The 24,256-nt window shown below is 62.4% G+C and carries 29 protein-coding genes and 1 pseudogene; 4 read left to right on the plus strand and 26 right to left on the minus strand.

Features of this window, described 5'->3' with window-relative positions; translation table 11 throughout:
• Nucleotides 1-56: 56 nt before the first annotated feature.
• From tilS to ruvC, 14 genes are all read right to left on the minus strand, one after another.
• Entirely contained in the window at nt 57-1,205 is a 1,149-nt protein-coding gene (tilS, locus tag GKR99_14465; protein NKB28678.1) for a tRNA lysidine(34) synthetase TilS, read from the minus strand.
• Between the two features lie 101 nt (nt 1,206-1,306).
• Nucleotides 1,307-2,140 (minus strand): tol-pal system protein YbgF, encoded by an 834-nt coding sequence (gene ybgF / locus GKR99_14470; GenBank protein ID NKB28679.1) that lies wholly within the window; start codon nt 2,138-2,140, stop codon nt 1,307-1,309.
• A gap of 20 nt (nt 2,141-2,160) precedes the next feature.
• On the minus strand, nt 2,161-2,670 hold the full coding sequence (gene pal / locus GKR99_14475; protein ID NKB28680.1) for a peptidoglycan-associated lipoprotein Pal: 510 nt from the start codon (nt 2,668-2,670) through the stop codon (nt 2,161-2,163).
• 81 nt (nt 2,671-2,751) lie between these two features.
• The gene (gene tolB / locus GKR99_14480) at nt 2,752-4,077 is read right to left on the minus strand and encodes a Tol-Pal system protein TolB (protein NKB28681.1); all 1,326 of its coding nucleotides are present in this window, start codon (nt 4,075-4,077) and stop codon (nt 2,752-2,754) included.
• A gap of 103 nt (nt 4,078-4,180) precedes the next feature.
• Nucleotides 4,181-5,398 carry a hypothetical protein gene (locus GKR99_14485; GenBank protein ID NKB28682.1) on the minus strand — a complete coding sequence of 406 codons (1,218 nt, stop codon included), beginning with the start codon at nt 5,396-5,398 and terminating at the stop codon, nt 4,181-4,183.
• 9 nt (nt 5,399-5,407) lie between these two features.
• Nucleotides 5,408-5,884, minus strand: coding sequence for a protein TolR (gene tolR / locus GKR99_14490; GenBank protein ID NKB28683.1), 477 nt, complete (start codon nt 5,882-5,884; stop codon nt 5,408-5,410).
• Nucleotides 5,885-5,886: 2 nt separating this feature from the next.
• Nucleotides 5,887-6,585, minus strand: a complete 699-nt coding sequence (gene tolQ / locus GKR99_14495) for a protein TolQ (protein NKB28684.1) — start codon at nt 6,583-6,585, stop codon at nt 5,887-5,889.
• Between the two features lie 122 nt (nt 6,586-6,707).
• Complete coding sequence (gene ybgC, locus GKR99_14500) at nt 6,708-7,094, minus strand: tol-pal system-associated acyl-CoA thioesterase (protein NKB28685.1); 387 nt, start codon at nt 7,092-7,094, stop codon at nt 6,708-6,710.
• Nucleotides 7,091-7,711: a hypothetical protein gene (locus tag GKR99_14505; GenBank protein ID NKB28686.1), complete on the minus strand. Its 621-nt coding sequence runs from the start codon at nt 7,709-7,711 to the stop codon at nt 7,091-7,093. The genes ybgC and GKR99_14505 overlap by 4 nt, the downstream gene beginning before the upstream one ends.
• Before the next feature lie 34 nt (nt 7,712-7,745).
• Nucleotides 7,746-8,771: a Holliday junction branch migration DNA helicase RuvB gene (ruvB, locus tag GKR99_14510; GenBank protein ID NKB28687.1), complete on the minus strand. Its 1,026-nt coding sequence runs from the start codon at nt 8,769-8,771 to the stop codon at nt 7,746-7,748.
• A complete protein-coding gene (locus GKR99_14515; protein ID NKB28688.1) occupies nt 8,772-9,347 on the minus strand; it encodes a hypothetical protein in 576 nt (191 codons plus the stop codon).
• A gap of 4 nt (nt 9,348-9,351) precedes the next feature.
• On the minus strand, nt 9,352-9,702 hold the full coding sequence (locus GKR99_14520; GenBank protein ID NKB28689.1) for a hypothetical protein: 351 nt from the start codon (nt 9,700-9,702) through the stop codon (nt 9,352-9,354).
• Nucleotides 9,703-9,774: 72 nt separating this feature from the next.
• The gene (gene ruvA / locus GKR99_14525; GenBank protein ID NKB28690.1) at nt 9,775-10,434 is read right to left on the minus strand and encodes a Holliday junction branch migration protein RuvA; all 660 of its coding nucleotides are present in this window, start codon (nt 10,432-10,434) and stop codon (nt 9,775-9,777) included.
• Nucleotides 10,431-10,928 (minus strand): crossover junction endodeoxyribonuclease RuvC, encoded by a 498-nt coding sequence (ruvC, locus tag GKR99_14530; GenBank protein NKB28691.1) that lies wholly within the window; start codon nt 10,926-10,928, stop codon nt 10,431-10,433. The genes ruvA and ruvC overlap by 4 nt, the downstream gene beginning before the upstream one ends.
• Before the next feature lie 298 nt (nt 10,929-11,226).
• On the opposite strand from ruvC, the gene GKR99_14535 reads away from it, so the two are divergent.
• Nucleotides 11,227-11,439 (plus strand): DUF1127 domain-containing protein, encoded by a 213-nt coding sequence (locus GKR99_14535; GenBank protein ID NKB28692.1) that lies wholly within the window; start codon nt 11,227-11,229, stop codon nt 11,437-11,439.
• Nucleotides 11,440-11,554: 115 nt separating this feature from the next.
• Here the strand turns inward: GKR99_14535 and GKR99_14540 are convergent, their stop codons facing one another.
• The 3 genes from GKR99_14540 to GKR99_14550 form a co-directional block, all read right to left on the minus strand.
• Entirely contained in the window at nt 11,555-11,896 is a 342-nt protein-coding gene (locus GKR99_14540) for a hypothetical protein (GenBank protein NKB28693.1), read from the minus strand.
• Between the two features lie 100 nt (nt 11,897-11,996).
• Complete coding sequence (locus tag GKR99_14545) at nt 11,997-12,872, minus strand: 50S ribosomal protein L11 methyltransferase (GenBank protein NKB28694.1); 876 nt, start codon at nt 12,870-12,872, stop codon at nt 11,997-11,999.
• 51 nt (nt 12,873-12,923) lie between these two features.
• Nucleotides 12,924-13,484 carry a TetR family transcriptional regulator gene (locus tag GKR99_14550; protein ID NKB28695.1) on the minus strand — a complete coding sequence of 187 codons (561 nt, stop codon included), beginning with the start codon at nt 13,482-13,484 and terminating at the stop codon, nt 12,924-12,926.
• A gap of 68 nt (nt 13,485-13,552) precedes the next feature.
• Between GKR99_14550 and GKR99_14555 the strand changes: the two genes are divergently transcribed.
• Nucleotides 13,553-13,894 (plus strand): hypothetical protein, encoded by a 342-nt coding sequence (locus GKR99_14555; GenBank protein NKB28696.1) that lies wholly within the window; start codon nt 13,553-13,555, stop codon nt 13,892-13,894.
• Here the strand turns inward: GKR99_14555 and GKR99_14560 are convergent.
• The 4 genes from GKR99_14560 to mgtE all read right to left on the minus strand — a co-directional run bounded on the left by GKR99_14560 (nt 13,862) and on the right by mgtE (nt 18,367).
• Nucleotides 13,862-14,383: a sugar O-acetyltransferase gene (locus GKR99_14560; GenBank protein ID NKB28697.1), complete on the minus strand. Its 522-nt coding sequence runs from the start codon at nt 14,381-14,383 to the stop codon at nt 13,862-13,864. The two genes, GKR99_14555 and GKR99_14560, sit on opposite strands and share 33 nt — an antisense overlap.
• Nucleotides 14,384-14,767: 384 nt before the next feature.
• On the minus strand, nt 14,768-15,994 hold the full coding sequence (locus GKR99_14565; protein NKB28698.1) for an MFS transporter: 1,227 nt from the start codon (nt 15,992-15,994) through the stop codon (nt 14,768-14,770).
• A 439-nt stretch (nt 15,995-16,433) separates the two neighbouring features.
• A complete protein-coding gene (locus GKR99_14570) occupies nt 16,434-16,991 on the minus strand; it encodes a 5-formyltetrahydrofolate cyclo-ligase (GenBank protein ID NKB28699.1) in 558 nt (185 codons plus the stop codon).
• On the minus strand, nt 16,979-18,367 hold the full coding sequence (gene mgtE / locus GKR99_14575; GenBank protein ID NKB28700.1) for a magnesium transporter: 1,389 nt from the start codon (nt 18,365-18,367) through the stop codon (nt 16,979-16,981). The genes GKR99_14570 and mgtE overlap by 13 nt, the downstream gene beginning before the upstream one ends.
• Before the next feature lie 131 nt (nt 18,368-18,498).
• Here mgtE and guaD point away from each other — a divergent pair, with 131 nt between their 5' ends.
• Nucleotides 18,499-19,809 (plus strand): guanine deaminase, encoded by a 1,311-nt coding sequence (guaD, locus tag GKR99_14580; GenBank protein NKB28701.1) that lies wholly within the window; start codon nt 18,499-18,501, stop codon nt 19,807-19,809.
• Nucleotides 19,810-19,910: 101 nt separating this feature from the next.
• Here the strand turns inward: guaD and GKR99_14585 are convergent.
• Nucleotides 19,911-20,869: pseudogene (locus tag GKR99_14585) on the minus strand (IS630 family transposase).
• Nucleotides 20,870-20,908: 39 nt separating this feature from the next.
• Entirely contained in the window at nt 20,909-21,442 is a 534-nt protein-coding gene (locus tag GKR99_14590; protein ID NKB28702.1) for a hypothetical protein, read from the minus strand.
• Nucleotides 21,443-21,454: 12 nt separating this feature from the next.
• Here GKR99_14590 and GKR99_14595 point away from each other — a divergent pair, with 12 nt between their 5' ends.
• Nucleotides 21,455-21,703 (plus strand): hypothetical protein, encoded by a 249-nt coding sequence (locus GKR99_14595; GenBank protein ID NKB28703.1) that lies wholly within the window; start codon nt 21,455-21,457, stop codon nt 21,701-21,703.
• Between the two features lie 65 nt (nt 21,704-21,768).
• Here GKR99_14595 and GKR99_14600 read toward each other — a convergent pair whose 3' ends face one another.
• From GKR99_14600 to GKR99_14610, 3 genes are all read right to left on the minus strand, one after another.
• Nucleotides 21,769-21,999 (minus strand): hypothetical protein, encoded by a 231-nt coding sequence (locus GKR99_14600; GenBank protein ID NKB28704.1) that lies wholly within the window; start codon nt 21,997-21,999, stop codon nt 21,769-21,771.
• 81 nt (nt 22,000-22,080) lie between these two features.
• On the minus strand, nt 22,081-23,415 hold the full coding sequence (locus GKR99_14605) for an 8-oxoguanine deaminase (protein ID NKB28705.1): 1,335 nt from the start codon (nt 23,413-23,415) through the stop codon (nt 22,081-22,083).
• Nucleotides 23,412-24,221 (minus strand): histidinol-phosphatase, encoded by an 810-nt coding sequence (locus tag GKR99_14610; protein NKB28706.1) that lies wholly within the window; start codon nt 24,219-24,221, stop codon nt 23,412-23,414. Before GKR99_14610 ends, GKR99_14605 begins: the two co-directional genes overlap by 4 nt.
• Between the last annotated feature and the right edge of the window lie 35 nt (nt 24,222-24,256).

Here is a 24,256-nt window from a genome sequence, read left to right on the forward strand (position 1 = left end):
GCCAGTTGGCCCCCGCAATGCCGGTTCCATCTAACATAGGCAAGCGGGGTCTGACTTCAATGCGATAGTAATGTGGCGAAAAAATCGGCACGACCCGGCTGAAGTGCGGCTTTCCAGCCGTTTTCAAGGCCCGCAAGCGGTGCGGCCAGCAGCGTTTCACCCCGCCAAACCGCCACAGAGGCCAGCAAACTGGCCCTTGGCCGCCCGGTTTCGCGCCAATCCGGGCATTGCCGCAAGCCATCCGCGCCCAATTGTTTGACCGTGACACGTTTCAGCGGGCCGGTCACAATCCAGCGATCATCCCAGACCTCGCCCGGTTTGGCACAGGCATCGCGGACCGCCCTGGCTTCGCGCGTGATGCGAAGATCCTCCTTGTCCGTCAGGATGCGGCACCCGGCCAGTGTGTGGTTCTTGCCGCGCGTGATCGCGATATCGGCGGCGATCAGCGCTGTTTCGCGCGGCGGATAGACGGCACCGGACACCCAGCGCAGAGCGGCGATCAGCAGGCGACGCTGCACCTCGGACGGGGCGGTTTGCAATCCGCAGCGGTCGATCACCACGTCGCCCATGTCCACCCGCGCAATCCGCTGCGCAATCTCATGCGTCTGATGGGCCAGCGCCTGACGCACCGACGCCAGATTCACAGTCACTCCGGACAAAACCTGCGCATCGATCCCCAACGGCCCGAGCGCTGCCAGCGCCTTGCGCGCCTTCACCCGTTGATATGTCGTGTCCTCGTTGGACGGATCGTCGACCCAGGCGATCCCGCGCCGGGACAACCAGGCGCGCAGGTCTGCGCGGTCCTGCAACAGGAAGGGTCGGGTCCAGGTGATGCCGTCATCACTCCAGCGATGCCGCATCCCCGCCAGCCCGTCGATCCCGGATCCCCGGGCAAGGTTCATCAGAAACGTTTCGGCCTGATCATCCGCAGTATGGCCGAGAACGATATGCGTAATGCGCCGCCCCTGCGCCCAACGCGTAATCAGGCCATAGCGCCCGCGACGGGCCTGATCCTGCAGATTGCCGGTGGATTGGCTGCGGTTCCATTTGAGAGTTTCATGCGACACGCCGATTTTCGCGCAAGCGGCTGCGACAAACTCAGCCTCGGTCGCAGACTCTGCCCGCAATCCATGATCCACGGTCACGGCAGACAGCACCCACCCTTTTTCATCCGCAACGGATGCCAGCAGATGCAGCGTCGCCATCGAGTCGCTGCCACCGGAGACGGCGACACCGACTTTCTTCGGCCTGTCAAAGACGAACGCCCCGCGCGCGAAATGCTTCAGAAGTGCGTCTTCAGCATCACTCAAAGACAGCTCAGCCGGTCCAGAACGCCATTGGCATTGGCCGCCGCCTGGGTCGCCGGATAGCGGACGCGCACTTCGCCCAGGGTAATGCAGGCCTGATCGGTCTGGCCCAGCACCACCAGCGCTTCGCCCAGTTTGAACAGCGCGTCAGGGGCTTTCGGACCTTCGGGCGCGCCGGAGAAGCTTGCCAGATAGGCCCGCGCCGCGTCTGAAACCTGGCCCAGTTCTGCCAGCGCTTCACCGCGCATGAAATGCGCCTCACCCGCAAGCGGGCCACCGGCGTAATTTGTAGTATAGGCATCAAACAGGCTGGCGGCACTGGACCAGTTGCCGCTGTCATAGGCCGCACGCGCGCGGTCGAATTCTTCCTGTTCGCCAAGCGCCAGCTGCGCGCCGGTATTGGCCGTTTCGCTGGAAGCGGCCTGCTGCGCCACGGTTGGCCGCGCCTTGGGGCGACCGACATCGCCGCCGATTGGCGCGGTTTCCCCCAGCGTGCCGATATCGCAGCCGGTTTCCAGCTCACAAATCCGGAACTCAAGATCGCCGATCCGGTTTGTCCCATCGGCCACCACCGCTTCGATCCGGCCATCCAGCCGCTCGGTTTGCGAGGTTAGGCGCTGCAATTCACGCTCGATCGCGTCAACCCGGTCCAGGGTCGAGCCTGCGACCTGCACCCCCGAACCGCCGGTCGTCGACAACTCGCGCTTCAGCTTCTGCATTTCGACCAGCAGCACGGCCAGTTCCTGCTTGATGTCGGCCAGGGTCTGCGCGTCCTGCGCAGCGGCCCCCATCGGCAGTATCAGACACACACTTAGTACCAGACCTCGCAACATCGGCCCCACCCCTTGTTACCCTATACGCCAGCACCTGCGGCAATCACTGTCACGGCCCGCCGGTTCTTGGCATAGCACCCTTCCTGCGAACAGATCTCGATCGGGCGTTCCTTGCCGAATGTCACCGTGCGCAAGCGGCTTGCCAGCACACCCTGTGCGACCAGGAATTCCTGCGCCGCAGCGGCACGGCGGGCGCCAAGCGCCAGGTTATATTCCCGTGTCCCCTGCTCATCCGCATGCCCTTCGACAACGGCGGTGTACTGCGGGTTCGTGTTCAGCCACTGCGCCTGCGCGGCCAACAACTGGCGCGCCTCTGCCGTCAGGCTTGACTGATCCACCGGAAACAGCACCCGGTCACCGACCGTCTGGCTGAAATACGCGGCCGAGGCCGGATCACCCGCGCCAGCGCCAACCAAACCGGCACCGGCGGCATCACCGCCGCCCAGGCCAAACCGGCCGGCGCCGGTGTTTGCACAGGCCGACAGGGCCATCATTCCGGTCAGTAAAATCACGCTCGATAGCTTATTCATGGGGTCCACCCTTTTCGTTTTTCTACGCGCCTGTTGGCGTCACATTACCAAATCCCGCCTGCGTTGCACAGACGGGGCGTTCTACTTCAAAAGCGGCGACCACGCCGGGTCACTCGCTGCGCCCTGGATCGGCACTTTCTTGAGGTTCCGCCCGCTGATATCCACCGAATACAGCGCCGGAGCGCCCCCCGCACCCTGGGTTTCGCGCGTGAACATCACCACCCGACCATTGGGCGACCAGCTTGGCCCCTCATCCAGGAAACTGGCGGTCAGCAGGCGTTCTTCGGACCCGTCGACGCGCATCACCCCAATGTGGAACCGGCCCTTGTTCTGCTTGGTAAAGGCAATCAGATCGCCGCGCGGCGACCAGACCGGCGTGCCATAGCGCCCTTCTCCAAAACTGATGCGCCGACTTTCGCCGCCCTGCGCGCCCATCACATATATCTGCGGACTGCCGGAACGGTCACTTTCAAAGACGATCTGGCTGCCGTCGGGCGAATAGCTCGGCGCGGTCTCGATCGACGGGGCCGAGGTCAGCCGTGACTGCCGACCAGAGCCCAGCGCCAGCGTATAGATATCGCTGTTCCCCCCTTCCGAGCGGGAAAACACAACCGTCTGCCCATCAGGCGCAAAGCGGGGTGCGAAACTCATGCTATCCGCGCTGGCATCCAGCCCGCGCCGCTGTACGGTGCCGACATCCAGCAGGTAGATCCGCGGAAAACCGGTTTCATAGCTGGTGTACAGCACCCGGTCGCCTGAGGGCGAAAACCGTGGCGCAAGCACGATTGAGGAACTGTCGGTCAGGAACTGAATGTTCGCCCCATCATAATCCATCACCGCAAGACGTTTCTTGCGGTCATTCTTGGGGCCGGTTTCGGAAACGAATACCACGCGGCTGTCAAAATACCCGCCCTCGCCAGTGATGCGCGAATAGACCGCGTCGGCCACCTTGTGGGCCATGCGCTGCCAGCTGTTGGTCGTGCCGCCGAACTGAAGGCCTTCACCCAGCTGCGCCTCGCTGAAGACATCGAATACGCGGAACTTGACCACCAGCTTGCCCGAGCTGTCGGTGTTTACCGCCCCGGTCACCACCGCCTGCGCGTTGATCGGCTTCCAGTTGGAATAGGACAGCGAATTGCCGAAGGTCGTGTTCTGTTCAATGTAGGCACTTGATGGAATTTCGCGGAACAGGCCGGTTCCCTGCAGATCGGCGGCAATCACGCGGCTGATATTGGCCGCAAATTCCGCCGCCGCACCGCTTTCAGCGGTGAATTGGGGCACCGCAAAAGGCAAGGGTTCGATCACACCATCGGTGATCTCGATCCTTAGCGGCGCATTGGATTGCGCCGTCACTGCTGCCGGAATAACCATCAGAATGGCCAGGAACACTGCTCGCAAAAGGGTCATTTTGTCCTCATTTTTTCCGGGGTACATACACAAAAACCTGACTCTGCCAATCTTGGCGGCGTGAAAACCGGCGACTGTCCGCCTGTTCTGTGGGGTCGCGGCCTCATTTTATCCGCATCTTTTCAGGGTTGAACACAAACTCGGTGTTGCGCCATTCGCCATATTTTTCGACCGGCAGATCATACCCGTTGGCCCCACAGCGAATGATCGCACGGCGCCCCGCCTCATAAGCCTGACGTGCAGCGGCGTCATTGCCGCCTTCGGCACTGACCATCCGGATCGAGCTGGTTTCAGGCCGCCCATCAAGGCTGAAGGTCACACCAACGATAACAGTAACCCGCAGCGCTTCCGTCGACAGCGACCCGACGTTCCAGCATTTTTCAACCGATACCCGCAACGCATCCTTTTCGCCGTTGGACAGCGGCGGGCCGGTGCTGGCGGTGGCCTGGGCTTCAGCCTCTGCCTCCGCCTCAGCCTCAGCGGCGGCACGGGCCTCCTCGGCGGCGCGGGCTTCCGCCTCTTCTGCAGCTTTGGCGGCCGCAACCTCTTCGGGTGTCGGACCGGGATCGGGTTCAGGTTCGGGGTCAGGTTCCGGCTCTGGCTCGGGTTCTGGCTCGGGTTCTGGTTCGGGCTCCGGCTCGGGTTCCAGCGCCGCCACCCGTACGGGCCGCGATTTCGGGCGTGGGGTCTGTGTGGGGGCCAGCGGGCTGACCTCCTCCTCGGCTTCGGTCACGATCTCGGTCGTGGTTTCTTCCTGGCGGGCCTGTTCTTGTTCCGGTTCCGGTTCCGGCTCGGGCTTGGGTTCATCCTTGATCGGGGGAATACGTTCCCTCGCGATGGCTGGCATCGCGTCCACGCCCGAAAACTCCAGCGCCGGGCGCGAGGCGACCCGGCGCGCCGGCGCCGGGGCCACCTTGACCAGATCGGTCCCATCCTCGGGCGCATCGGGTTCGGCGACAGGCTCGACCGACGGGGCCGGCTGGGTTTCGACCGGTTCGGGCTTGCTGGGGGTTTCGGGAACCTGTTCCAGTGCCGCCTCAGCCAGCGGATCAGGCGCGATCTGTTCTGCTGCACTTTCGGTATCCGCCTGTGGCACCTCAGGGCTGAGGTCTTCGGCAGGTGTCGACACCGTTGGCGACGGCACCGAGGCATCCACCCCGGCGTCAGGCAGGATCAGGGCTGCAAATTGTTCTTCCGTGATAAGCGTCACATCTGCGGCTTCCACATCCTCGATATGGTCGCTGTCCACCAGTCCGCCGACCATGATCCAAAGGATCAGCGCACCATGACCAACACCCGAGATATAATATCCCGCCCCCATGCCTGCGCCCTATCCGTCGCTGCCGTCAAAGCGCGGGCCCGAGGCATCGGTGACAAGGCCGATTTCGTTGAAACCCGCACTGTTCAGCGCGCCCATTACTTCGGCCACGCTGGCGTAGGGTATGTTGCCATCCGCGCGCAGGTAAATCTTCTGGCTGCTTCGTTCACTGGCAATCGCGCTAAGGCGCGGGATCAGCTGGTCCGGATCTACATCCTCGGTCTGGATCAACAGACCACCGTCCAGTGTCAGGGTCACGGTCAGCGGTTCCTCACGCTCAGTCGGCAGCGGATTGGCGGCGGTTTCCGGCAAGTCGATGGGAACCCCGACGGTCAGCAACGGCGCCGCAACCATGAACACGATCAGCAGCACCAGCATGACGTCGACGAAGGGGGTGACGTTGATCTCGGACATGGGGTGCGCGCGGCTGCGTCGCCGCCCTCGTCTGCGACCACCCCCGCCCGATCCCTGCATGACGCCAGCGCCCATGGTTACTGCCCGTCCAGCTGGCGCGACATGATGGTGGCGAATTCATCCGCGAACGCCTCATACCCACCCAGGATCCGATCCGAATCCGCGCTAAGCTTGTTATAGAAAATCACCGCCGGGATCGCTGCCAGCAGGCCAAGGCCCGTGGCCAGCAACGCCTCGGCAATACCCGGCGCCACAACGGCAAGGTTGGTGTTCTGTTGTTCCGCAATCTCGATAAAGGCGTTCATGATGCCCCAGACCGTACCCAGCAGCCCGATGAACGGCGCGGTTGACCCGACCGTCGCCAGAAACGGCAACCCTTTCTGGAGGCTTTCGCTTTCCTTGGTGATTGCCACATCCATCGACCGGTCAATCCGCGACTGCGCACCGGGGATCAGCCCGCCATCCTGGCGATGACTGCGCCGCCATTCGGTCATGCCCGCCGCAAAAATCGTCGCCGCGCGCCCCTTCGGGTTCGGCCCGATCTTGTCATACAGAAGGTCCAGCGGTTCCCCGGACCAGAAGGCGCGGTCGAATTTCTTGGCTTCGCTGCGCGCGCGCCGGAACGAGAATGTCTTCTGCAAGATCACCGCCCAGGCCCAGAAACTGGCCAGGATCAGAATGATCATCACGGCTTTGACAGTAAAAGTGGCCCGCGCGAAAAGCGCAACAATCGAAAAATCAATCTGCTGCGCAAGCGCAAGTGCGTCTGTTTCCATCGGTCTGCTCTTTGTTCAATCCGTTGCCGTTTTCTTATCGACGGCTGTCCCTAACGCGCAAGTTACACGGGGTTAAGCGGGAAATCCAACAGGAACCCAATATTGTCACGCGGATGAGAGGTTCAGCCAAGCCTTTGGCGTATTTCCGCTGGCAGACGGATCGGTCGATTGCCGGGGCCGACCATGACAATTTCGACCTCGGCCGCAAACAATTGGACATCGTCGCGCCACACCTTCTGGCGCAGCCTCAACCGCGCCGGCGTTACCGAGGCAACCTCGGTTTCCACCCATAACGCATCACCAAACTCTGCCGGCGCTAAGTAGTCCGCCGCAATCCGACGCACCGCGAACACCTGGCCCTTCTGCCGCAGCGCATTCTGATCGACCCCCAGCGAGGCGACCCAATCGGTGCGCGCCCGCTCGATAAACCTCAGGTAATTGGCGTGATACACCACCCCGGCCATGTCGGTGTCTTCGTAGAAGACAGTCAGATCGAAACGACGGCTCATCCGCCCACCCGCGCCGCCAGCCGCAGCGCGTGCGACGGATCATCTGCCGCCAACGGCATCACCGGATCATAGGCCGCGCGGATAATATCGGCGATATCCGGGCGTAGGATCACGGTTTCCCCGGCCTTTGCCAGCGGGGATCGTTCCGCGAACGCATCCGGTCCCCAAAGCAGGATGGCCTGAGCCGCCTGTGTCAGTGCGATGTCCTCCGCCGCGAGATCGGCTAGTTGGCTGCCCATGTTCAGAAAGATTGTACATGATTTGATTGCCCTATTGTCATCAAATCGAAACGAACGGTACTGAGTAGCATCCTCGGCCATCAATCTGTCAGCAAGGCTGACCAAATCTGGCATCATCTCATCCGTTCTAGGGACTAATGCCAATTCGACCCAACTACGCAAAAAAAGTACAATGAAGTTAGCGCCTAACTCCGGGTCGGTCTCAGACATCTGATGACCAGCGAGTTGAACCACGGCGTCAATCGCGCCTTTTACAACTCTTAGCGTTGACTCATCGACGCCAAACACAAGGGGGGCAATCGGACGGCCCCAACGAGCGAAAGAATATCCTTCGTCATCGTTGGAAAACATCGCCTCAATATCTGCAATCCTCGCCATCTTTTTTTCAAAAATGCTCCCGCCGGAGGCTTCCTCACTCAAACAACTGCCCCTGATCTTTCGGTTTCGGCGCTTCCAGCCCCAGATGCGTCCAGGCCCGACTGGCAAGCGCCCGCCCGCGTGGTGTGCGCTGGATCAGCCCTTGCTGCAACAGGAACGGCTCGATCACTTCTTCCAGCGCATCGCGGCTTTCGCTCAGCGCGGCGGACAGCGTTTCCACACCCACCGGCCCGCCAGAGTAAGCCTCGGCGATCAGCCCCAGATAGCGCCGGTCGGCCCCGTCCAGGCCCAGCCCGTCAACCCCCAGCCGGGTCAGCGCCCCATCGGCCAGTTTGCGGGAAATGCGTCCGTCCCCCTCGACCAGTGCAAAATCCACCACCCGGCGCAGCAGCCGCCCGGCGATCCGGGGCGTGCCGCGGGCGCGGCGCGCAATCTCATGCGCGCCATCGTCGTCAATCTCGATCTTCAGCAGCCCGGCGCCCCGCCGCACGATCTGGTGGAGTTCCTCAACCGTATAAAACTGCAACCGGATCGGAATCCCGAAGCGGTCGCGCAGCGGCGTCGTCAGCAAACCCAGCCGCGTCGTCGCCCCGACCAGCGTGAAGGGCTGCAACTCGATCCGCACCGTCCGCGCAGCCGGGCCTTCACCGATCACCAGATCCAGCTCAAAATCCTCCAGCGCCGGGTACAACACCTCTTCCACCACCGGATTCAGGCGATGAATTTCGTCGATGAACAGCACATCATGGGATTCCAGATTTGTCAGGATCGCCGCCAGATCGCCCGCCTTGGCCAGGACAGGACCCGAGGTCATGCGGAACCCCACGCCAAGCTCTTTGGCGATAATCTGCGCCAGCGTCGTCTTGCCCAACCCCGGAGGCCCGTGAAACAGCGTATGATCCATCGCCGCCTTGCGTTGCCGGGCGCTGTCGATGAAGACCCGCAGATTGCCGCGCGCTTCGGCCTGCCCGGTGAAGGCGTCCAGCGTTTGCGGGCGCAACGCGCGATCCGCATCCTCGGGGCGCGCATCCGGGCGCAGGGTTGGGTCTGGTGCAGTCATCTAGCGATCATAGGTCGCGATGATGCCCGCACGCGCCAAACGTGCCGCAAAGGACCAGCCAGTTATATCGCGCTCTGTCATCTGATCATCGTAGATGGCGGAGTACAGAAGCTCCATGTTACTGTCGCGATCCCCTTTCAATTTATCCACATCTGCGAATGCGGCAGAAAGATGCGCCCTGTGCCGCCCCTGCGGCCAGAGCTTGCTTTCGGGGTCCTTCGCGGCATCCAGCCACAGCGCCCCGATCAGCGCGTTCAGGGCGCCGACGACAACACCGCTCACATGGCTTTGTTGCGCTTCGGGAACGGCGGCCAGCCACCCCGGCACAGCGAATGCCAGCCAGGAGGCAAAGGCCGTGGACGCCGCGATAATTATGAACACCAGGACATAGCCGCCCTGGTACAGCCAGGTGGCAAACCGCGGCGCAGCGCGCAGAAGCTTCGTCGGCGCGAACCACAAAACCAGGCAGATCACGATTGCCGCAATGATCACCAGGACCTGACTGGCCGGATCAACCACATAGGGAAGCAGCGCGCCAAACACGACGGCAACAGCGACAAGGCCGAAATGGAACATCGGCTCAGGGCTTTCTTTGTTGCGAAATGGACCAACGATGCGGCGGCCGGTGACCACATATCTGGACGAGGTTGCCCTTGGCATCGGTTTCGATCCGGATTGCCGTAGGCGGCGGGTCGATCCGACAGCGCGCAGCGGCCGATGCGATCAGCGAATTGGCGGTTCCGATGGCCGAGGCCGCGCTGGTCCTGAGCATCGGTTCGGTGTGTTCGTGCTTTGGGTGCTCTGCCCGGTAACTCAACCGCGCCGCAGCCTCGGTTGCGGCAATGAAGGCGTCATGAATCTGCTTGTAAACAGACTCTTCAACCAGCAAATCGGGATTTTTGTTGAGCGCTTGCGCCTTATACATCGGCATCTGTCAAACTCCTTTCTTTTCAACTGCGCCGATCATGGCTGATCCCGGTCCGTTCACGCAAGCCACACTGCATCACCCCTTCGGGGCCAGGCGGCGCAGGGCCGCACGGATCAGCGCGGGCGTGTCGGCGTCGGGCATTGCGCCTGCTGCCTCGGCCACGGCGGTCGCCGCTTCACCCGGTCCATAGCCAAGGTTCGCCAGCGCCGACATCGCTTCCGCCTGCGAAGATGCGCTCGGCGCGGCAGCTGGGGCGGCTGGGATGTCCCCGCGATCGACCACATCTTCCGGGGTTGCAACCGGCGCACCCAGTGCACCGCCCATCGCCATCACCGCCGGGGCCTTGTCCTTCAGCTCGTTCACCACCCGCTGCGCAATCTTCGGGCCAACGCCAGGTGCCGCCTTGATCGAGGTCCAGTCGCCCAGCGCAATTGCGCGGCCCGTCCCGTCCGGCCCCAGCGTCCCCAGAATCGCCATCGCCGCCTTAGTGCCGATGCCCTGAACGGATGTCAGCGTGCGGTGCCATTCCTTTTCCAACAACGTCGTAAATCCGACCAGTTGCAGAAGATCCTCACGCACGATCAATTCGGTATAAAGCGCGGCAGCCTCTCCGGCGCCGGGCAGGGCGGCCAGCGTCCGCTCCGAAACATGCACAACATATCCGACCCCGCCGACGTCGATCAGCACATGGTCGCTGCCGCGATAGTCGATCCGCCCGGCAATCCGCCCGATCATCGCGCCACCGCCGCTTCCAGCCGACCGGCGGACTGCAAATGATGTGCATGGCAGATCGCAATCGCCAGCGCGTCCGCCGCATCCGGCCCGGCCAAGTCCGCGCCGGGCAGTTGCATCAAGACCATATGCGCCACCTGCCGCTTGTCCGCGTGTCCAACCCCGACGACGCATTTCTTGACCGAATTCGGCGCATATTCCCCGACCGCCAAACCGGCCTGTGCGGGAACCAGCATCGCGATCCCGCGCGCCTGCCCCAGCTTCAGCGTTCCGGCCCCGTCGCGGTTCACGAAGGTCTGTTCCACCGCCGCCGCCGTCGGCCCATACCGGATCAGGACAGCGGTCAACTGGCTGTGCAGGCTCAGCAAGCGCGCGGCCAGATCGGCCCCTTGCGAGGTGCAGACCCCATTGGCCACATGGCTCAACCGAGAGCCCGCCACATCAATGACGCCCCAGCCGAGGTTCCTGAGACCCGGGTCGATACCCAAAACCCGCATGAATTTCCTGCTTTGCCTGCTCGTTTTCACCCGAATAGCACGAAACGCGAACACCTGCCAACGCCAAAGCCACCCACATCAGCCGGGTCGGCGCCCGTTTTCGACCCCGCGAGGCATGAAAACGACATTGGCCCGATCCGGATTAACCCAATTATCGCAGCGCCTTACAGCCCGAACTTCGGTATGCACATACTGCAATCCGGGCATGCAGAAATCTGTCTTGTCCAGGGTGAGTTCGGGGTCTACCTGCCACCTCGAATGCACGGTCGCATTCGGTTTTGTAACAAGGATGACCAAAATGGCCACTCTCGACACCACCCGTACGCTGACCGGCGGCTCTTTTGCGACTGGCCGTCTGTCGTCTTTTGTAAATCACCTTTTCGGCGCTGCCTTTGCGTGGAATGACGCCCGCGTCACCCGCCGCTCGCTCAGCACGCTCAGCGACGCTGAATTGGATGATATCGGCCTGTGCCGTGGTGATATCGACATGGTGTCCCGCCGCCACGGCTAAGCCCGCGTCGAATACGCCAGAACATTGAAAGGCCGCGCCGGATCACCCGGTGCGGCCTGTTTCATTTTCATGATCCTGCGTCGCGCCGCAATGCCGGGCGCATCCCGCCCGGGCTTCAGCGCGCGAAAGCCTGCATCGTCGAAGACAGCCAGACGGTCGCAAAATCCGGCGTCAGCAACCACGCGCCAACCTGCTGAACTGCACCACCGGCGGCAAGGTCATCAACGCGCGCCTGGTAACCGTCGGCCCCAAAATTCACGTGCATGGCGGCCTTGAACAGCAGCACCGTCACAAAAACCAACGCCAGCCCATGCCAGGGCACCGCGCGGCGCGAAGCCCTGCGGCGGGAGACCAGCATGCCGTCATGATTAAACGAATGCACCGGCCCGCGCATCGCGACCGTCTGTGCCGGCTTGCGCCGAACGACTTGCTCTGACGTGGGAGTATTCTGGCGCATTTAAAACCCTCTGGCTCGGTCCTTTTACCGCAAGGCAGAGGTCGCCCTGAATTGTGGCATTTTTGGGGCAAATCGCCAAAATGCGGTGCAAATGCGGCGCTCAGGTGTCTTTCAACTGCAGGTTGAGTGTGCTCCAGTCGACAATATCCGCTCGATTGATCAAATTGTATCCAAACCCGGCATAAACCGCCGTCACGGCGTCTGCCTGATCGGTCAGGATGCCCGACAGGATCAGATTCGCGCCCGGCGCGCTGATCGCGGCAATATCGGGTGCCAGCGCGATCAGCGGGCCCTTCAGGATATTCGCGAAGATCAAATCAAAGGGGGCCGCGGCCACGATCCGGGGATGATCGGTGCCAGTCGCCTCGATCACCTCAACCTGTTCGGCCATATCATTGGCCACCAGATTGGCGCGCGCCGTGTCCACCGCGACCGGGTCGATATCCGATGCGATGACCGGAACCCCAAAGACCGAGGCCGCCGCCATCGCCAGCACCGCCGTCCCGCATCCCACATCCAGCACATTGCGCGGCGTCGCCCCCTGCCCGATCAGGCGTTCCAGCGCGTTCAGGCAGCCCAGCGTCGTTCCGTGATGCCCGGTCCCGAATGCCATTGCCGCGTCGATCAGCAGCCCGGTGCGCCCGGGCGGAACCTGATCCGCATCATGGCTGCCGTGAACGAAAAACCGCCCCGCCTCAACCGGGGTCAGTTCGCGGCGCACATGGGCCACCCAGTCGGTTTCGGGGATCTCTGAAACCGCAAACGGCTTCGCATTGAACGCGGCGGACAAAACGGCCAGCGCGGCCTGATCCGGTGCGTCCAAGAAATAACCGCCAACCTCCCAAAGCCCGCTGCCGTCCTCAACCTCGAACACGCCGACGCCGGTTGGGGCCGGATCCATCCGCTCCATCGCTTCGCCCAGCGTTTCGGCGGGCACACGGCCGGTCAATGTCGTCAGGGCAGTAAAGGTCGGCATGGCATCCTCCGGCGGGGTTCGCGCCCCCTGTCCGTGCTTTGCGCGCCCCGGTCAAGGCGCATTGCGATCATCCCCTGTCAGGGCGAGGGCCATCAACGTCTCGATCGTCACCAGATCATAGCCATCCGCCCCCGCCGCCACCCGCCCCAGGTTCGCCAGATAGATCAGCTGCGCCCGCGCCGGGGCCTCACCCCGTGCCACCCCCGCCTGGGCCAGCAAATCTGCCAGATAGGCCAACCGCTGCCGGTCCACCCCGGTCACAACCTCGGCAACACGGGCATCCGCAGCTGCCCAGGCCCGCATGCTGCGTTCCAGCCCCGGATCGGCATCAAACGCCGTTGAAAACAGCGCACGCAGCCGATCCACGGGTGCATCGATCCGCGCCAGGCGCTCAATCACACCTTCCGTTGTCACATCGCGCCAATGGGCGGCCAGGCGCGCCTCGTAATCCCCAAGGCTTGTAAAATGCCAATAAAAACTGCCGCGCGACACCTTCAGCCCCTTTGCCAGCCGATCCGCGCGCACCGCACCCGGCCCGCCGGTCGCAAGGGCGCGCAGACCGGCGTTCAGCCAATCATCAGGGGAAAGACGCTGCGTCATTTGGCAAAACATACAGAAGTGTATTGTCAAGCGCCAGCCGTCTTGATACGGAATCCATACACAACTGTATGGAGCGAACAATGACCTGGATCATCGCCGGAAGCCTCGCAATATTCATCACTGTCGTGCACGGCTGGCTGGGGGCCACAAAGGTGGTTAGCCCGGTGAACGGGATCACGCCGCCGCTCAAGCGTATTCTGCACGCGATCTTCTTTCTCAGCGCTGTTTACTGGGCCGCTGCCGGTCTGGGGCTGATCCTGCTGGCCGGTTCCGCCGATGATCCCCGCCGGGCGCTGGTCGGCTGGGTCGCACTGGCGATCTTCCTCAGCGGGGCGGCGGCGAATGCCTGGGCGACGCGGGGGCGGCACTTTGGCTGGATGCTGCTGGCGCTAACCAGCGGGCTGACGGTCGCCGGGCTGTAACACCCGCGCCGAAACCCCGGCAACGCGCGCGCCTTCGGGCACGTCCCGGTTGACCACGGCACCCGCAGCGATGATCGCGCCATCGCCAATGGTGACGCCGGGCAATATCTGCGCCCCGCCGCACAGCCAGACATCTTCGCCGATGGTGACAGGCAAGGACATCTCAATCCCGGCCCGACGCTGGGCGACGTCGGGATGGTGATTGGGACAATAGATATGCACGCCCGGCCCGATCATGGTGCCCGACCCAATCCGCACCGGGGCAGAATCCAACACCACACAATCCGCGTTGAAATAAACTTCGTCACCCAGGTGAATATTGCCCCCATAGGAACAATGAAACGGCGCCTCAATAAGGCACCGTTCCCCAAACCGCGCGAATAAGGCGCGCAGCGCAGGGGCCGCATCGCCGCGTTCATCGGGCGGCATCGTGCGATGCTGAAAACATGTATTTCGCGCTTTCTGGCGCAGTGCGCCCCGGCAGCGCATCCGCCGCACTTACGATCGTCATTGGCTTTCTTGAGAACAGGTTCATGCAATACCCTCCGCTTTCCCGGTGAATATAGGGTCCCGCCGCCAATCCCGCCACGCTTTCACATCTTCTTGTCCCAAATATCCCCGCCGGAGGCCCGGTTTTCGCGGATTGTGTTGAAAAACTCCGAAATCAGAGCGTCGCGGATTTCTTGCGAAAACCTATGAAGCGAAATAGTCGGAAAGCTTTGACCACGAGACAGCGCATGGCTGCGCGTGAGCGCATGTAGGCGATTTGGGCCGACCCCCGCGCCAAAAATTTAGGATCGGGCTGCATGGAAAGAAAAATCATCGTTCAGGCCCTAAAACGGAGTTTTTCAACACAATCCGCAGAAAACCGCCCTACTCCGCCGGGGCAAGCACGCGGGCAAAGATCGTCTCATTGCCTTTCATCGGATGGCGCGGGATCATCAGCGCCAGCACCAGCGAGGTTCCCGCCATGCCAGCGGCCAGCACAAACACCCCCCCGGGCGAGGCGATCCACAAGTACCCCAGCAATGCCGGCAGGAACACCGCCGCAATATGGCTGAACGTGAAGGCGACCGCAGCCGTGGGTGCGATATCTTCCGGGTCGGCGATCTTCTGGAAATAGGTTTTCAGCGCGAAGGCAAGCGCAAAAAACAGATGGTCGAGGATATAAAGCCCGCCCGCAATCACCACGCCCCAGCCGAAGTAATAAATGCCGCCATAGGACAGGAACACCAGGATCAGCCCGACATATTCGAACGTCAGGGCGTTGCGTTCTCCGAACCGGGCGACGGCGCGGCCCATCAGCGGGGCGAATATCATGTTGGCAATGAAATTCGCAATGAACAGGGCCGTCACCTCGTGCACTTCAAAACCGAAGCGTTCGACCATCATGAAGGCCGCGAAAACGATGAAAATCTGACGCCGCGCGCCGGACATGAACTGCAACGCGTAGTAAAGCCAGTAACGCCGCTTCAGCACCATCTTCTTGGACTGCGGATGCGGGGCCTCGAACTGGGGGAAGGCGAACATGCAATAGATCGCGATGGCCGCGCAAAGCCCGCCGGACGTCATGTAAACGAAGTTATAGCTCAGATCGAAAGCCTTCCAGGTCACCACCAGCAACCCATAGCTGACCAGCGACGCACCCGACCCCACCGCGACGATCCATCCCAGCATCTGCGGCGCGCGGTCCTTGGGCAGCCATTGCAGTTGCAGCGACTGGTTGACCGTCTCGTAATAATGAAACCCGAGTGAGCTGATCATCGTCAGCGTCAGCAACCCGCCAAGCGTCGGAAACCAGGCCGTTACCGCCGTCCCAAGCCCCAGAACCGCCAGCGCGATCAGACCGAAGACCTGTTCGCGCACGAACAGAATAATCGCGATGACCCCAATCGCCAGAAAGCCCGGAATCTCACGCACCGTGTGCAGCCAGCCGATTTCGACGCCGGTGAAACCCGCCGCTTCGATCACGAAGTTATTGAGCAGCGCCGACCAGACATTGAACGCCAGCGGCATCGCCACCGCCATCAGAATCAGCAGGGCAAATGGGCGCCGCCAGAACGTGAACTGGCGCGCCTCGGACAGCGGAACAATACGCATGAGGCTGGCTTACGCCCGCCGGTCAGGAAGGGAAAGGGACTATGCGCAACGGCACGCAATCAACACTTACCTGTCGCAGCACCACCCCACGGACTGTCGGGTGCTCGGTTCCCCGCGCAAGAATTCAACTGCGTAGCCCGGGCAAAACCGGTCAGCCGGGATCGGCGTGAACAGCTTAGGGTCAGGACCCATTAATCCGGCACCGCTGGCGCCAAATCCGCGAAATATCAGTGGTTTGGGACGCGCGGGGAAGTGTGGTTCACTTTTCAAGCGGCCTAAACCGCTGAGATGAAGCGGATTTGACGTCCTTCGGATTTGACGGATTTCCAGCCTGACATCGCCTTAGGTCTTTGAAATAGAACCACTATTCCGTCAGACTTAATCCTTGTCAGACAGAAAATCTGTCAAACCAGCGGTGCCGGATTAATGGGTCCTGACCCTAGCCTATCGGGATCACCCCCGCCTCGGTCACAATCGCGTCCAATGGCTGATCCGTCGGCTCCAGCGGCAAGCCCGGATCTTCCTGCGCGGCGAAGGCGAGGCCCACTGCCCTCACAGTGCGGCGGGTGCGCAACCCCTCCAATGTCCGGTCATAAAACCCGCCGCCATAACCCAGGCGCCCACCTTCGCAGTTGAACGCCAGCAGCGGCACGATCAGCACATCCGGCACCAGCGCTTCCCCGCTGGCAGGCACGGTCGCACCGAACGGTCCGGGCACCAGTTCGCAGCCTGCCGACCAGCGGTGAAACGCCAGCGGCTGACCTTTGCCAAGGATCACCGGAACACAGACCGGCCCGTCCCATCCGGCCATGACCGGAAGCGGATCAAGCTCGGTCCGGATCGCCATGTAACCGGACAGAACCGCGCCGCGATGCGGGGCCAGCCAGTCGGCCAGATGCGACAGCGCCGCGCCCTCATCCGCGACGCCCTTGGCCGCCTTGCGCCGCGCAAATGCCGCCTGCCGCGCCGCCGCCTTCACCGTGGTCAGATCAACCATGCCGCCGCCAAGCCCAGGAATGCAAAGAACCCGACCACATCCGTCACCGTGGTCACAAACGCCCCCGACGCCAGCGCCGGGTCAATCCCGAGGCGGTCCAGCGTCAGTGGCACCACCACCCCGGCCAGCCCCGCCACGGCCAGATTGATCACCATCGCCGCCCCGATAACTACGCCCAGCATCGGCGTGCCGAACCAGATCACTCCGATCACCCCCATCACCACGGCAAACACCAGCCCGTTCAGCAGCCCGGCCACCACCTCGCGCCGGATCACCCGCAGCGCATTCGCCCGCGTCAGGTCGCGCGTTGCCAAGGCGCGCACCGCCACCGTCATCGACTGCGTGCCCGCATTCCCCCCCATCGAGGCGACAATCGGCATCAGCACCGCAAGCGCCACAATCGCAGCGATGGTTGCCTCGAACTGCGCAATCACCAGACTGGCGAGGATCGCCGTCACCAGATTGACGAACAGCCAGGGAAACCGCCGCCGTGCAATTGCCAGCGTCCTGTCGGCCAGACGCTCATCACCGACCCCGGCGAGGCGCAGGATATCCTCCTCATGCTCCTCATCCAGCACGATCATCGCGTCATCAATGGTGATGACACCGGCCAGCCGCCCGTCGGCATCCACCACGGGGGCCGAGATCAGGTGATACTGATTGAACGCATAGGCCACATCTTCTTCGTCCTGATCGGCCGGAATGGTGCGAAACCCGTCCTCGGTAATGTCGCGTAGCCGCACCTTGCGCGGCGATGACATCAACTTGCCAAGCGTCACGTGACCCGACGGGTGAAACCGGGGATCGACCAGCACCACGTGATAGAAGGCTTCGGGCAGATCGTCCGAGGCACGCATGTGGTCAATCGCCTGCCCGACGTCCCAGTGTTCCGGCGCGCTGACCACCTCGCGCTGCATCAGACGCCCGGCCGAGTTTTCCGGCCAGGACATCGCCAGTTCAACCGCCGCCCGATCAGCGGTTTCCAGAACGTCGAGGATCGCTTCTTGCTGGCCTGCGTCCAGATCCTCGATCAGATCGACAACGTCGTCGGACTCCATGTCGCGCACGGCGTCGGACAGAACCTCGGGCGACAGAACTTCGATGACATCTTCGCGAATGCCCTCGTCCAGCTCGGTCAGCAGGTCACCGTCAAATTCACTGCCCAGCAGGGCGACTGCATGCTGGCGCGTCGCTTCGTCGAACTGTTCCAGCACGTCGGCGATGTCGGCGGCGTGCATATGATCGACCAATGCGATCAGCGCGGCAGCGTTATCCGCCTCGACCGCTGTGCGCATCGCCTGCACGGTTGCCTCATCCAGCGCATAGGCGTCATCGCGGTCCTGCGCGGTCTGGTCTGTCTGAGCCTCGTCCACCATCGCGCCACCTGTTTTTGCCTGTCGTCAGATAGTAGCCCAGCGCCGCAACCTGCAACAGCCCTCGACTGTGGATTTACCTTCCTGCGAACCGGGCTTAGGCTGCGTCGGTTCGCAAGCACGCAGGCCCAGCCATGACCGACCGCCGTCTAATCACTGGCCAGACGCTCAGCTTCTCAGGCGATCCGTTTCGGCTGTCGCCCGCGCAGTGCGCACGCCACATCCGGCGTGGCGCGGTGCTGGTTGTCGATGGCGTGATTGCCGAGGTTGGCGACGCCGACACCCTACGCGCCAAATCGCCCGATACGGTGGTCGAAGACATGGGCGAGGCCCTGATCCTGCCGGGCTTCATCGACGCGCATGCGCATTACCCGCAGACTGCCATGATCGCCAGCTGGGGCAAGCGGCTGATCGACTGGCTGAACACCTATACCTTCCCCGAAGAAATGCGCTTTGATGACCCCGCCTATGCGGCCGAGATTGCAAACCGCTATTTCGACCTGACCCTCTCCCATGGCACCACAACCGTCGCCAGCTATTGCACGATCCACCCCGCCAGCGTCACCGCGTTTTTCGAGGCCGCCCAACTACGCTGCCTGCGCGCGATTGCCGGCAAAACCTGTATGGATCGCAATGCCCCCGACGGGCTGCGCAATACTGCGCAATCCGCCTATGACGACAGCAAGGCGCTGCTGGAACGCTGGCACGGCATCGACCGCCTGTCCTATGCCATCACCCCGCGCTTCACACCGACATCGACCCCGGACCAATTGGCCGCGATGGGTGCCCTCTGGTCCGAACACCCCGACTGCCTGATGCAAACCCACCTGAGTGAGCAGACCGACGAAATCGCCTGGGTCCGCGACCTTCACCCCCAGGCCCGCGATTACCTTGATACCTATGAGGCGCACGGCCTCGTCGGCCCCGGCGCGATGTTCGGCCACGCGATCCACCTGGAACCGCGCGAACGCGCGCGCATTGCCGAGGCGGACGCCGCCCTGATCCACTGCCCGACTTCCAACACCTTCATCGGCTCCGGACTGTTCGACATGGCCGTGTTGATGGCCGAGGGGCAGCGGATCGGCCTGGCGACCGACACAGGCGGGGGATCGTCGTTTTCCATGCTGCGCACCATGGCCGCCGCCTATGAGGTCGCGCAGCTGCGCGGAACCGCCCTGCACCCGGCGCAGCTGTTGTGGCTGGCAACCGTGGGATCGGCCCGTGCACTGCGGATGGACGACCGGATCGGCACCCTGAAACCGGGGATCGAGGCGGATCTGATCGCGCTTGATCTGCGCTCAACCCCCGCCATCGCCCAAAGCACCACCCGCGCCGAAGATATCTGGCAGGCGGTGTTTCCGACGATCATGATGGGCGACGACCGGGCGATCGCGCGGGTTTGGGTGGGTGGGTCGCCTGTCACCCCAGTCGCACAAGTCGCCTAGCTTTCGGGCGACAACTGCATCTGAATCCACGTGGCCAGTTCGGCCCCAAGCTCTTGCGCCGGGCGGTTGGCATCAAGACGCAGTATTAAAGCGTTTCGACATTAACCTGAGACATATCCGGCGGCCTTAAAGTAGTTCCAGCATTCTACTGGGTCGTAGAGATCGCAGATTGCTCCGATTGCTTCGAAGACCTGGGTAAAGGACCTGGCCCCGATCCGTCGCAAATGGGCTTTCAGTTTAGAGAAGGCCTGCTCGATGGGATTCAGGTCGGGCGAGTACGGTGGCAGGTAAAGGAACCAGCAGCCGTGATTGCGTAAAGCCTGCGTCGCCTCCTTATTCCGGTGGGTTGCCAGGTTGTCGAGAATGACGACAGTGCCGGGGTTGATCTCGGGGACCAGCACTTCGCGGATGTAGGCCGCGAAGGCGGGGCCATCTATCGCTCCCTTGATGACCCAAGGTGCGATCAGCGCGCCTTGGGTCAGGCCCGCGATCAAGGTTTGGGTTCCCCAGCTTCCGAAGAGCGCATCCATCGTCAGGCGCTTACCGCGCTTGGCTCTGCCGCGTAGGCGCGTGAGGTTTGTCTTCACTGCGGTTTCGTCAATAAAGACAACGCGCTCAGGAAAGGTCGCAATGGCTGGCGAGCGGTATCTGAACCAGTCGGCCCGTTGCTGCCTTACCTTGGCGCGGCGGCGCTCGGTTGCGACCAGCGACTTTTTTTGTACGTGAAGCCGAGCCGGGACAGAAGGTTGGCGATGGAGGAGTGATGCACCCGCACACCCTCTGCATCGGCCAGCGCATTACGCAACTCAAAGAGCGTGATGTCAGGGTCTTGTGCGATCAACTCCTCAAAGAATTCCCGATGCGGAGCCAGCTTTCCCTTGCCGCGCGGCGGTCCCTGCCGGGCAGGTTCCGCATGACCCTTCATCCTCACCTGACGCGCCCACCGCGCGCCTGTGGCAGGCGACAGCTTCAACCGCAACGCCGCCGCGCGCCCGCTCAACCCTTCTTCAATGTATCTCTGAAACCGTATCCGAAGCGCAGATGGCAAAGGTGCTGACATGATCCATCCTCCCAAACAGGATGAATCACAGATCAGGTCTCAAGGGAATCCCTCGCGATTCAGGTTCAAGCCGAAACGCTTTAGGTCTTCTTTCTTTTGAAGGACGTCGATCGCCGCGCTCAGCAGTTTTGCGAAGTTCCTGAACTTTTCAGGATTGGGATGACCCCCTTCCATTGCATAGCCGCCAGGCACGCCGCCGGGGCGGTTGCGGCAACGCTCAATCGACAGATCAACGGAACAATCAACCAGCACCAGCGCATGTTCAAACTGCATCGTCTGCACATAGGCCCGAGCATCTTCAGCCGTGCCAGCCGTTGCCAAAGAGCTCATCCCACGATGTATCAGGCCTTCGTCAAGCAACACCGCCTTTCCTTGGTGGCCGTCCAGTCCGGAAAAATAAAGCTGCGCCATCAGTTCGAGGCTCCACAACCGATGCGATGTGTCGTGCCCGTCCGGCTCCAGAAGCGTCATGAAGGTTTCTGGGTTTTTCTCGGCGAATTTCACAACCCCGAACAGGCTTGTCCGCTCGGCGTTCTTTCGCAGGAACCGAATGGATTTTCTGCGTTCCAGCATCGAGCGGCGCGAATGGCTGCGCAAACTCTCGATTGGGACGCCATCGGCTTTGAGCGCCAGCGCCGCTTCATTCCAGACGGTCGATTTACCGCATCCGGGCAGCCCCGCGAATTCGAAGATCATGCGACGGATTTCTCGTATTTCTTGCGACGGAGCGGCGCATCGGCAACGCCATTGAGCGCACCGGTGCGGCGGGTTTCCTGCCCATGCCAATGTCCGGACGGCTGGGATTGTGTTGAAAAACTCCGTTTTAGGGCCTGAACGATGATTTTTCTTTCCATGCAGCCCGATCCTAAATTTTTGGCGCGGGGGTCGGCCCAAATCGCCTACATGCGCTCACGCGCAGCCATGCGCTGTCTCGTGGTCAAAGCTTTCCGACTATTTCGCTTCATAGGTTTTCGCAAGAAATCCGCGACGCTCTGATTTCGGAGTTTTTCAACACAATCCTGGTTCAGATTGAACTGCCAGCGTTTCGGGCCTCCGCGCCGATCTGCGTCAGAATTGCCGCGTTTGTCGCTGCTCAGTTGTCGCCCAGGACGCTGCTTATTCTCTGCCATTCATTCGATCCATCGCCAGACTACTCGCCGGGGACATCATCAGGTTTGATCCCCCTATGCAACAATGCTGACCGATCCAACTCAGCCCATCAACGCCACCGCCAGTCGGTTCTGATGCTCAACCGCGGGCGCCAGATCCAATGTCGTCAGCGCGCCATCCCGCACCACCTGACGCCCCTCAACAAACAGATCCCGCACCTGCGTCGGTCCGGCCAGCAACAGCGCGCCAGCGTCCCAGTTGCCCGCCGCCTCGACGCCATTCATGGCCCACAAGGCAATATCCGCGCGCTTGCCGGCGGCAATCTGGCCGCAATCATCACGGCCCAGCACCTCGGCCCCGCCACGGGTGGCGATGCGCAGCGCCTCACGCGCGCTCATCGCGTCGGCGCCACTGGCGACCCGTTGCAGCAGCATCGCCATCCGCGCTTCGGCCACCAGATTGCCCGCATCATTGCTGGCAGAACCATCGACGCCCAGCCCGACCTTCACGCCTGCATCCCGCATCGCCCGCACCGGGGCAATGCCAGACCCCAGTCGGCAGTTCGAACACGGACAGTGCGCGACCCCGGTGCCGGATTTTGCAAACAAGTCAATCTCTTGCCCGTCCAGCTTGACGCAATGGGCGTGCCAGACGTCATCGCCGGTCCAGCCCAGATCCTCGGCATATTGTCCGGGGCGACAGCCGAACTTCTCAAGACTATAGGCGATATCCTCGTCATTCTCGGCCAGATGGGTGTGTAGCATCACGCCCTTGTCCCGCGCCAGCAGGGCGGCGTCGCGCATTAACTCGCGGCTGACAGAAAACGGCGAACAGGGCGCGATGCCGACCCGGACCATCGCACCAGGCGACGGGTCGTGAAACGCATCCACCACACGAATGCAGTCGTTCAGGATCGCCGCCTCCTCCTCGACCAACGCGTCCGGCGGCAACCCGCCATCGCTTTCGCCAATGCTCATCGCGCCGCGCGTGGCATGAAACCGCAGACCAACCTCACCCGCCGCGTCGATCGTATCGTCAAGCCGCGCGCCGTTCGGGAACAGGTACAGATGATCCGAGGTCATGGAACACCCCGACAATACCAGTTCGGCCAGTCCGATCTGGGCCGAGACGCGCATTTCTTCGGGCCCGAAACGCGACCAGATCGGATAGAGCGTCTGCAGCCACCCAAACAAAAGCGCGTCCTGTGCCGCCGGGACCGCGCGGGTCAGCGTCTGGTACAGATGGTGGTGCGTGTTCACCAGGCCGGGCGTGATCAGACAGCCTGTCGCGTCAATGATGTCGGCGCCTTCAGCGGGCAGTCCGGGTCCAACATCAGTGATGACACCGCCTTCAATGCGGATATCGCCCGCCAATTCATGCGCCGCATCATCCATCGTCAGGATCAGCTCGGCGTTTCGGATCAGGGTCGCACTCATCCTATCACCTCGCGCAGGATCGCCATTGCCTCGGCGTGAATTTCGGGGTTCGCCGCCGCAATCGCCCGCCCTCCGTTATGCGCCGGATTGCCTGCCCAGTCGGTGACGATGCCGCCCGCCGCCTGCACGACCGCAATCGGGGCCTGAATGTCATAGGCGTTCAACTCGGCCTCGATCACCAGATCAACGCAGCCCGCCGCCAGCAGGGCATAGCCATAGCAATCCATCCCGTAACGCGTCAGTTGCGCCTGCTTTGAAACCGCATGAAAGGCGCGCCCTTCCTCGGCCGTACCCACCTCAGGGAAAGTCGTCAGCAACGTCGCCTGCGACAGCGGCTGGGCGGCGCGGGTTTTCAGCGGCCGCAGACCCAGCGGCCCCTCGTACTCTGCAAGTCCAAAGCCGCCGATGAACCGTTCTCCGACATAGGGTTGGTCAATTACGCCAAGCAGTGGCCCGGTTTCGTCACTTACGGCGATCAGCACGCCCCAGGTCGGCGTGCCCGAGATATAGCCGCGCGTGCCGTCAATCGGGTCCAGCACCCAGGTCAGCCCGCTGCTACCTTCGAGGGGGGGGAATTCTTCGCCGATCACCCCGTCATCGGGACGTTCGCGCGCCAAAATCTCGCGCATCGCCGCCTCGGCATCGCGGTCCGCCTTGGTGACCGGGTCAAACCCGTCCGCCAGCTTGTTTTCAGATAAAAGCCCCGACATCCGGAAGGATGCCAGGGCTTGGTTACGAGCTACTACAGCCAGTTTGTGCGAGACTTCGACCAACATACTCTTGGTCGCCTCAGTTAGTTCGGCCATTCCCGTTTTCCTTAGCGGACAATATTGCCCGCCCG

This window comes from Paracoccaceae bacterium, assembly GCA_012103375.1.
Taxonomy (GTDB): domain Bacteria; phylum Pseudomonadota; class Alphaproteobacteria; order Rhodobacterales; family Rhodobacteraceae; genus WLWX01.

Coding starts and splice junctions, on each gene's coding strand:
- tilS (NKB28678.1), bottom strand. CDS start 1,205: ATGGCGACGCTGCATCTGCTGGCATCCGTTGCGGATGAAAAAGGGTGG.
- ybgF (NKB28679.1), bottom strand. CDS start 2,140: ATGTTGCGAGGTCTGGTACTAAGTGTGTGTCTGATACTGCCGATGGGG.
- pal (NKB28680.1), bottom strand. CDS start 2,670: ATGAATAAGCTATCGAGCGTGATTTTACTGACCGGAATGATGGCCCTG.
- tolB (NKB28681.1), bottom strand. CDS start 4,077: ATGACCCTTTTGCGAGCAGTGTTCCTGGCCATTCTGATGGTTATTCCG.
- GKR99_14485 (NKB28682.1), bottom strand. CDS start 5,398: ATGGGGGCGGGATATTATATCTCGGGTGTTGGTCATGGTGCGCTGATC.
- tolR (NKB28683.1), bottom strand. CDS start 5,884: ATGGGCGCTGGCGTCATGCAGGGATCGGGCGGGGGTGGTCGCAGACGA.
- tolQ (NKB28684.1), bottom strand. CDS start 6,585: ATGGAAACAGACGCACTTGCGCTTGCGCAGCAGATTGATTTTTCGATT.
- ybgC (NKB28685.1), bottom strand. CDS start 7,094: ATGAGCCGTCGTTTCGATCTGACTGTCTTCTACGAAGACACCGACATG.
- GKR99_14505 (NKB28686.1), bottom strand. CDS start 7,711: ATGGCGAGGATTGCAGATATTGAGGCGATGTTTTCCAACGATGACGAA.
- ruvB (NKB28687.1), bottom strand. CDS start 8,771: ATGACTGCACCAGACCCAACCCTGCGCCCGGATGCGCGCCCCGAGGAT.
- GKR99_14515 (NKB28688.1), bottom strand. CDS start 9,347: ATGTTCCATTTCGGCCTTGTCGCTGTTGCCGTCGTGTTTGGCGCGCTG.
- GKR99_14520 (NKB28689.1), bottom strand. CDS start 9,702: ATGCCGATGTATAAGGCGCAAGCGCTCAACAAAAATCCCGATTTGCTG.
- ruvA (NKB28690.1), bottom strand. CDS start 10,434: ATGATCGGGCGGATTGCCGGGCGGATCGACTATCGCGGCAGCGACCAT.
- ruvC (NKB28691.1), bottom strand. CDS start 10,928: ATGCGGGTTTTGGGTATCGACCCGGGTCTCAGGAACCTCGGCTGGGGC.
- GKR99_14535 (NKB28692.1), top strand. CDS start 11,227: ATGGCCACTCTCGACACCACCCGTACGCTGACCGGCGGCTCTTTTGCG.
- GKR99_14540 (NKB28693.1), bottom strand. CDS start 11,896: ATGCGCCAGAATACTCCCACGTCAGAGCAAGTCGTTCGGCGCAAGCCG.
- GKR99_14545 (NKB28694.1), bottom strand. CDS start 12,872: ATGCCGACCTTTACTGCCCTGACGACATTGACCGGCCGTGTGCCCGCC.
- GKR99_14550 (NKB28695.1), bottom strand. CDS start 13,484: ATGTTTTGCCAAATGACGCAGCGTCTTTCCCCTGATGATTGGCTGAAC.
- GKR99_14555 (NKB28696.1), top strand. CDS start 13,553: ATGACCTGGATCATCGCCGGAAGCCTCGCAATATTCATCACTGTCGTG.
- GKR99_14560 (NKB28697.1), bottom strand. CDS start 14,383: ATGCGCTGCCGGGGCGCACTGCGCCAGAAAGCGCGAAATACATGTTTT.
- GKR99_14565 (NKB28698.1), bottom strand. CDS start 15,994: ATGCGTATTGTTCCGCTGTCCGAGGCGCGCCAGTTCACGTTCTGGCGG.
- GKR99_14570 (NKB28699.1), bottom strand. CDS start 16,991: ATGGTTGATCTGACCACGGTGAAGGCGGCGGCGCGGCAGGCGGCATTT.
- mgtE (NKB28700.1), bottom strand. CDS start 18,367: ATGGTGGACGAGGCTCAGACAGACCAGACCGCGCAGGACCGCGATGAC.
- guaD (NKB28701.1), top strand. CDS start 18,499: ATGACCGACCGCCGTCTAATCACTGGCCAGACGCTCAGCTTCTCAGGC.
- GKR99_14590 (NKB28702.1), bottom strand. CDS start 21,442: ATGCTGGAACGCAGAAAATCCATTCGGTTCCTGCGAAAGAACGCCGAG.
- GKR99_14595 (NKB28703.1), top strand. CDS start 21,455: ATGGCTGCGCAAACTCTCGATTGGGACGCCATCGGCTTTGAGCGCCAG.
- GKR99_14600 (NKB28704.1), bottom strand. CDS start 21,999: ATGGCAGAGAATAAGCAGCGTCCTGGGCGACAACTGAGCAGCGACAAA.
- GKR99_14605 (NKB28705.1), bottom strand. CDS start 23,415: ATGAGTGCGACCCTGATCCGAAACGCCGAGCTGATCCTGACGATGGAT.
- GKR99_14610 (NKB28706.1), bottom strand. CDS start 24,221: ATGGCCGAACTAACTGAGGCGACCAAGAGTATGTTGGTCGAAGTCTCG.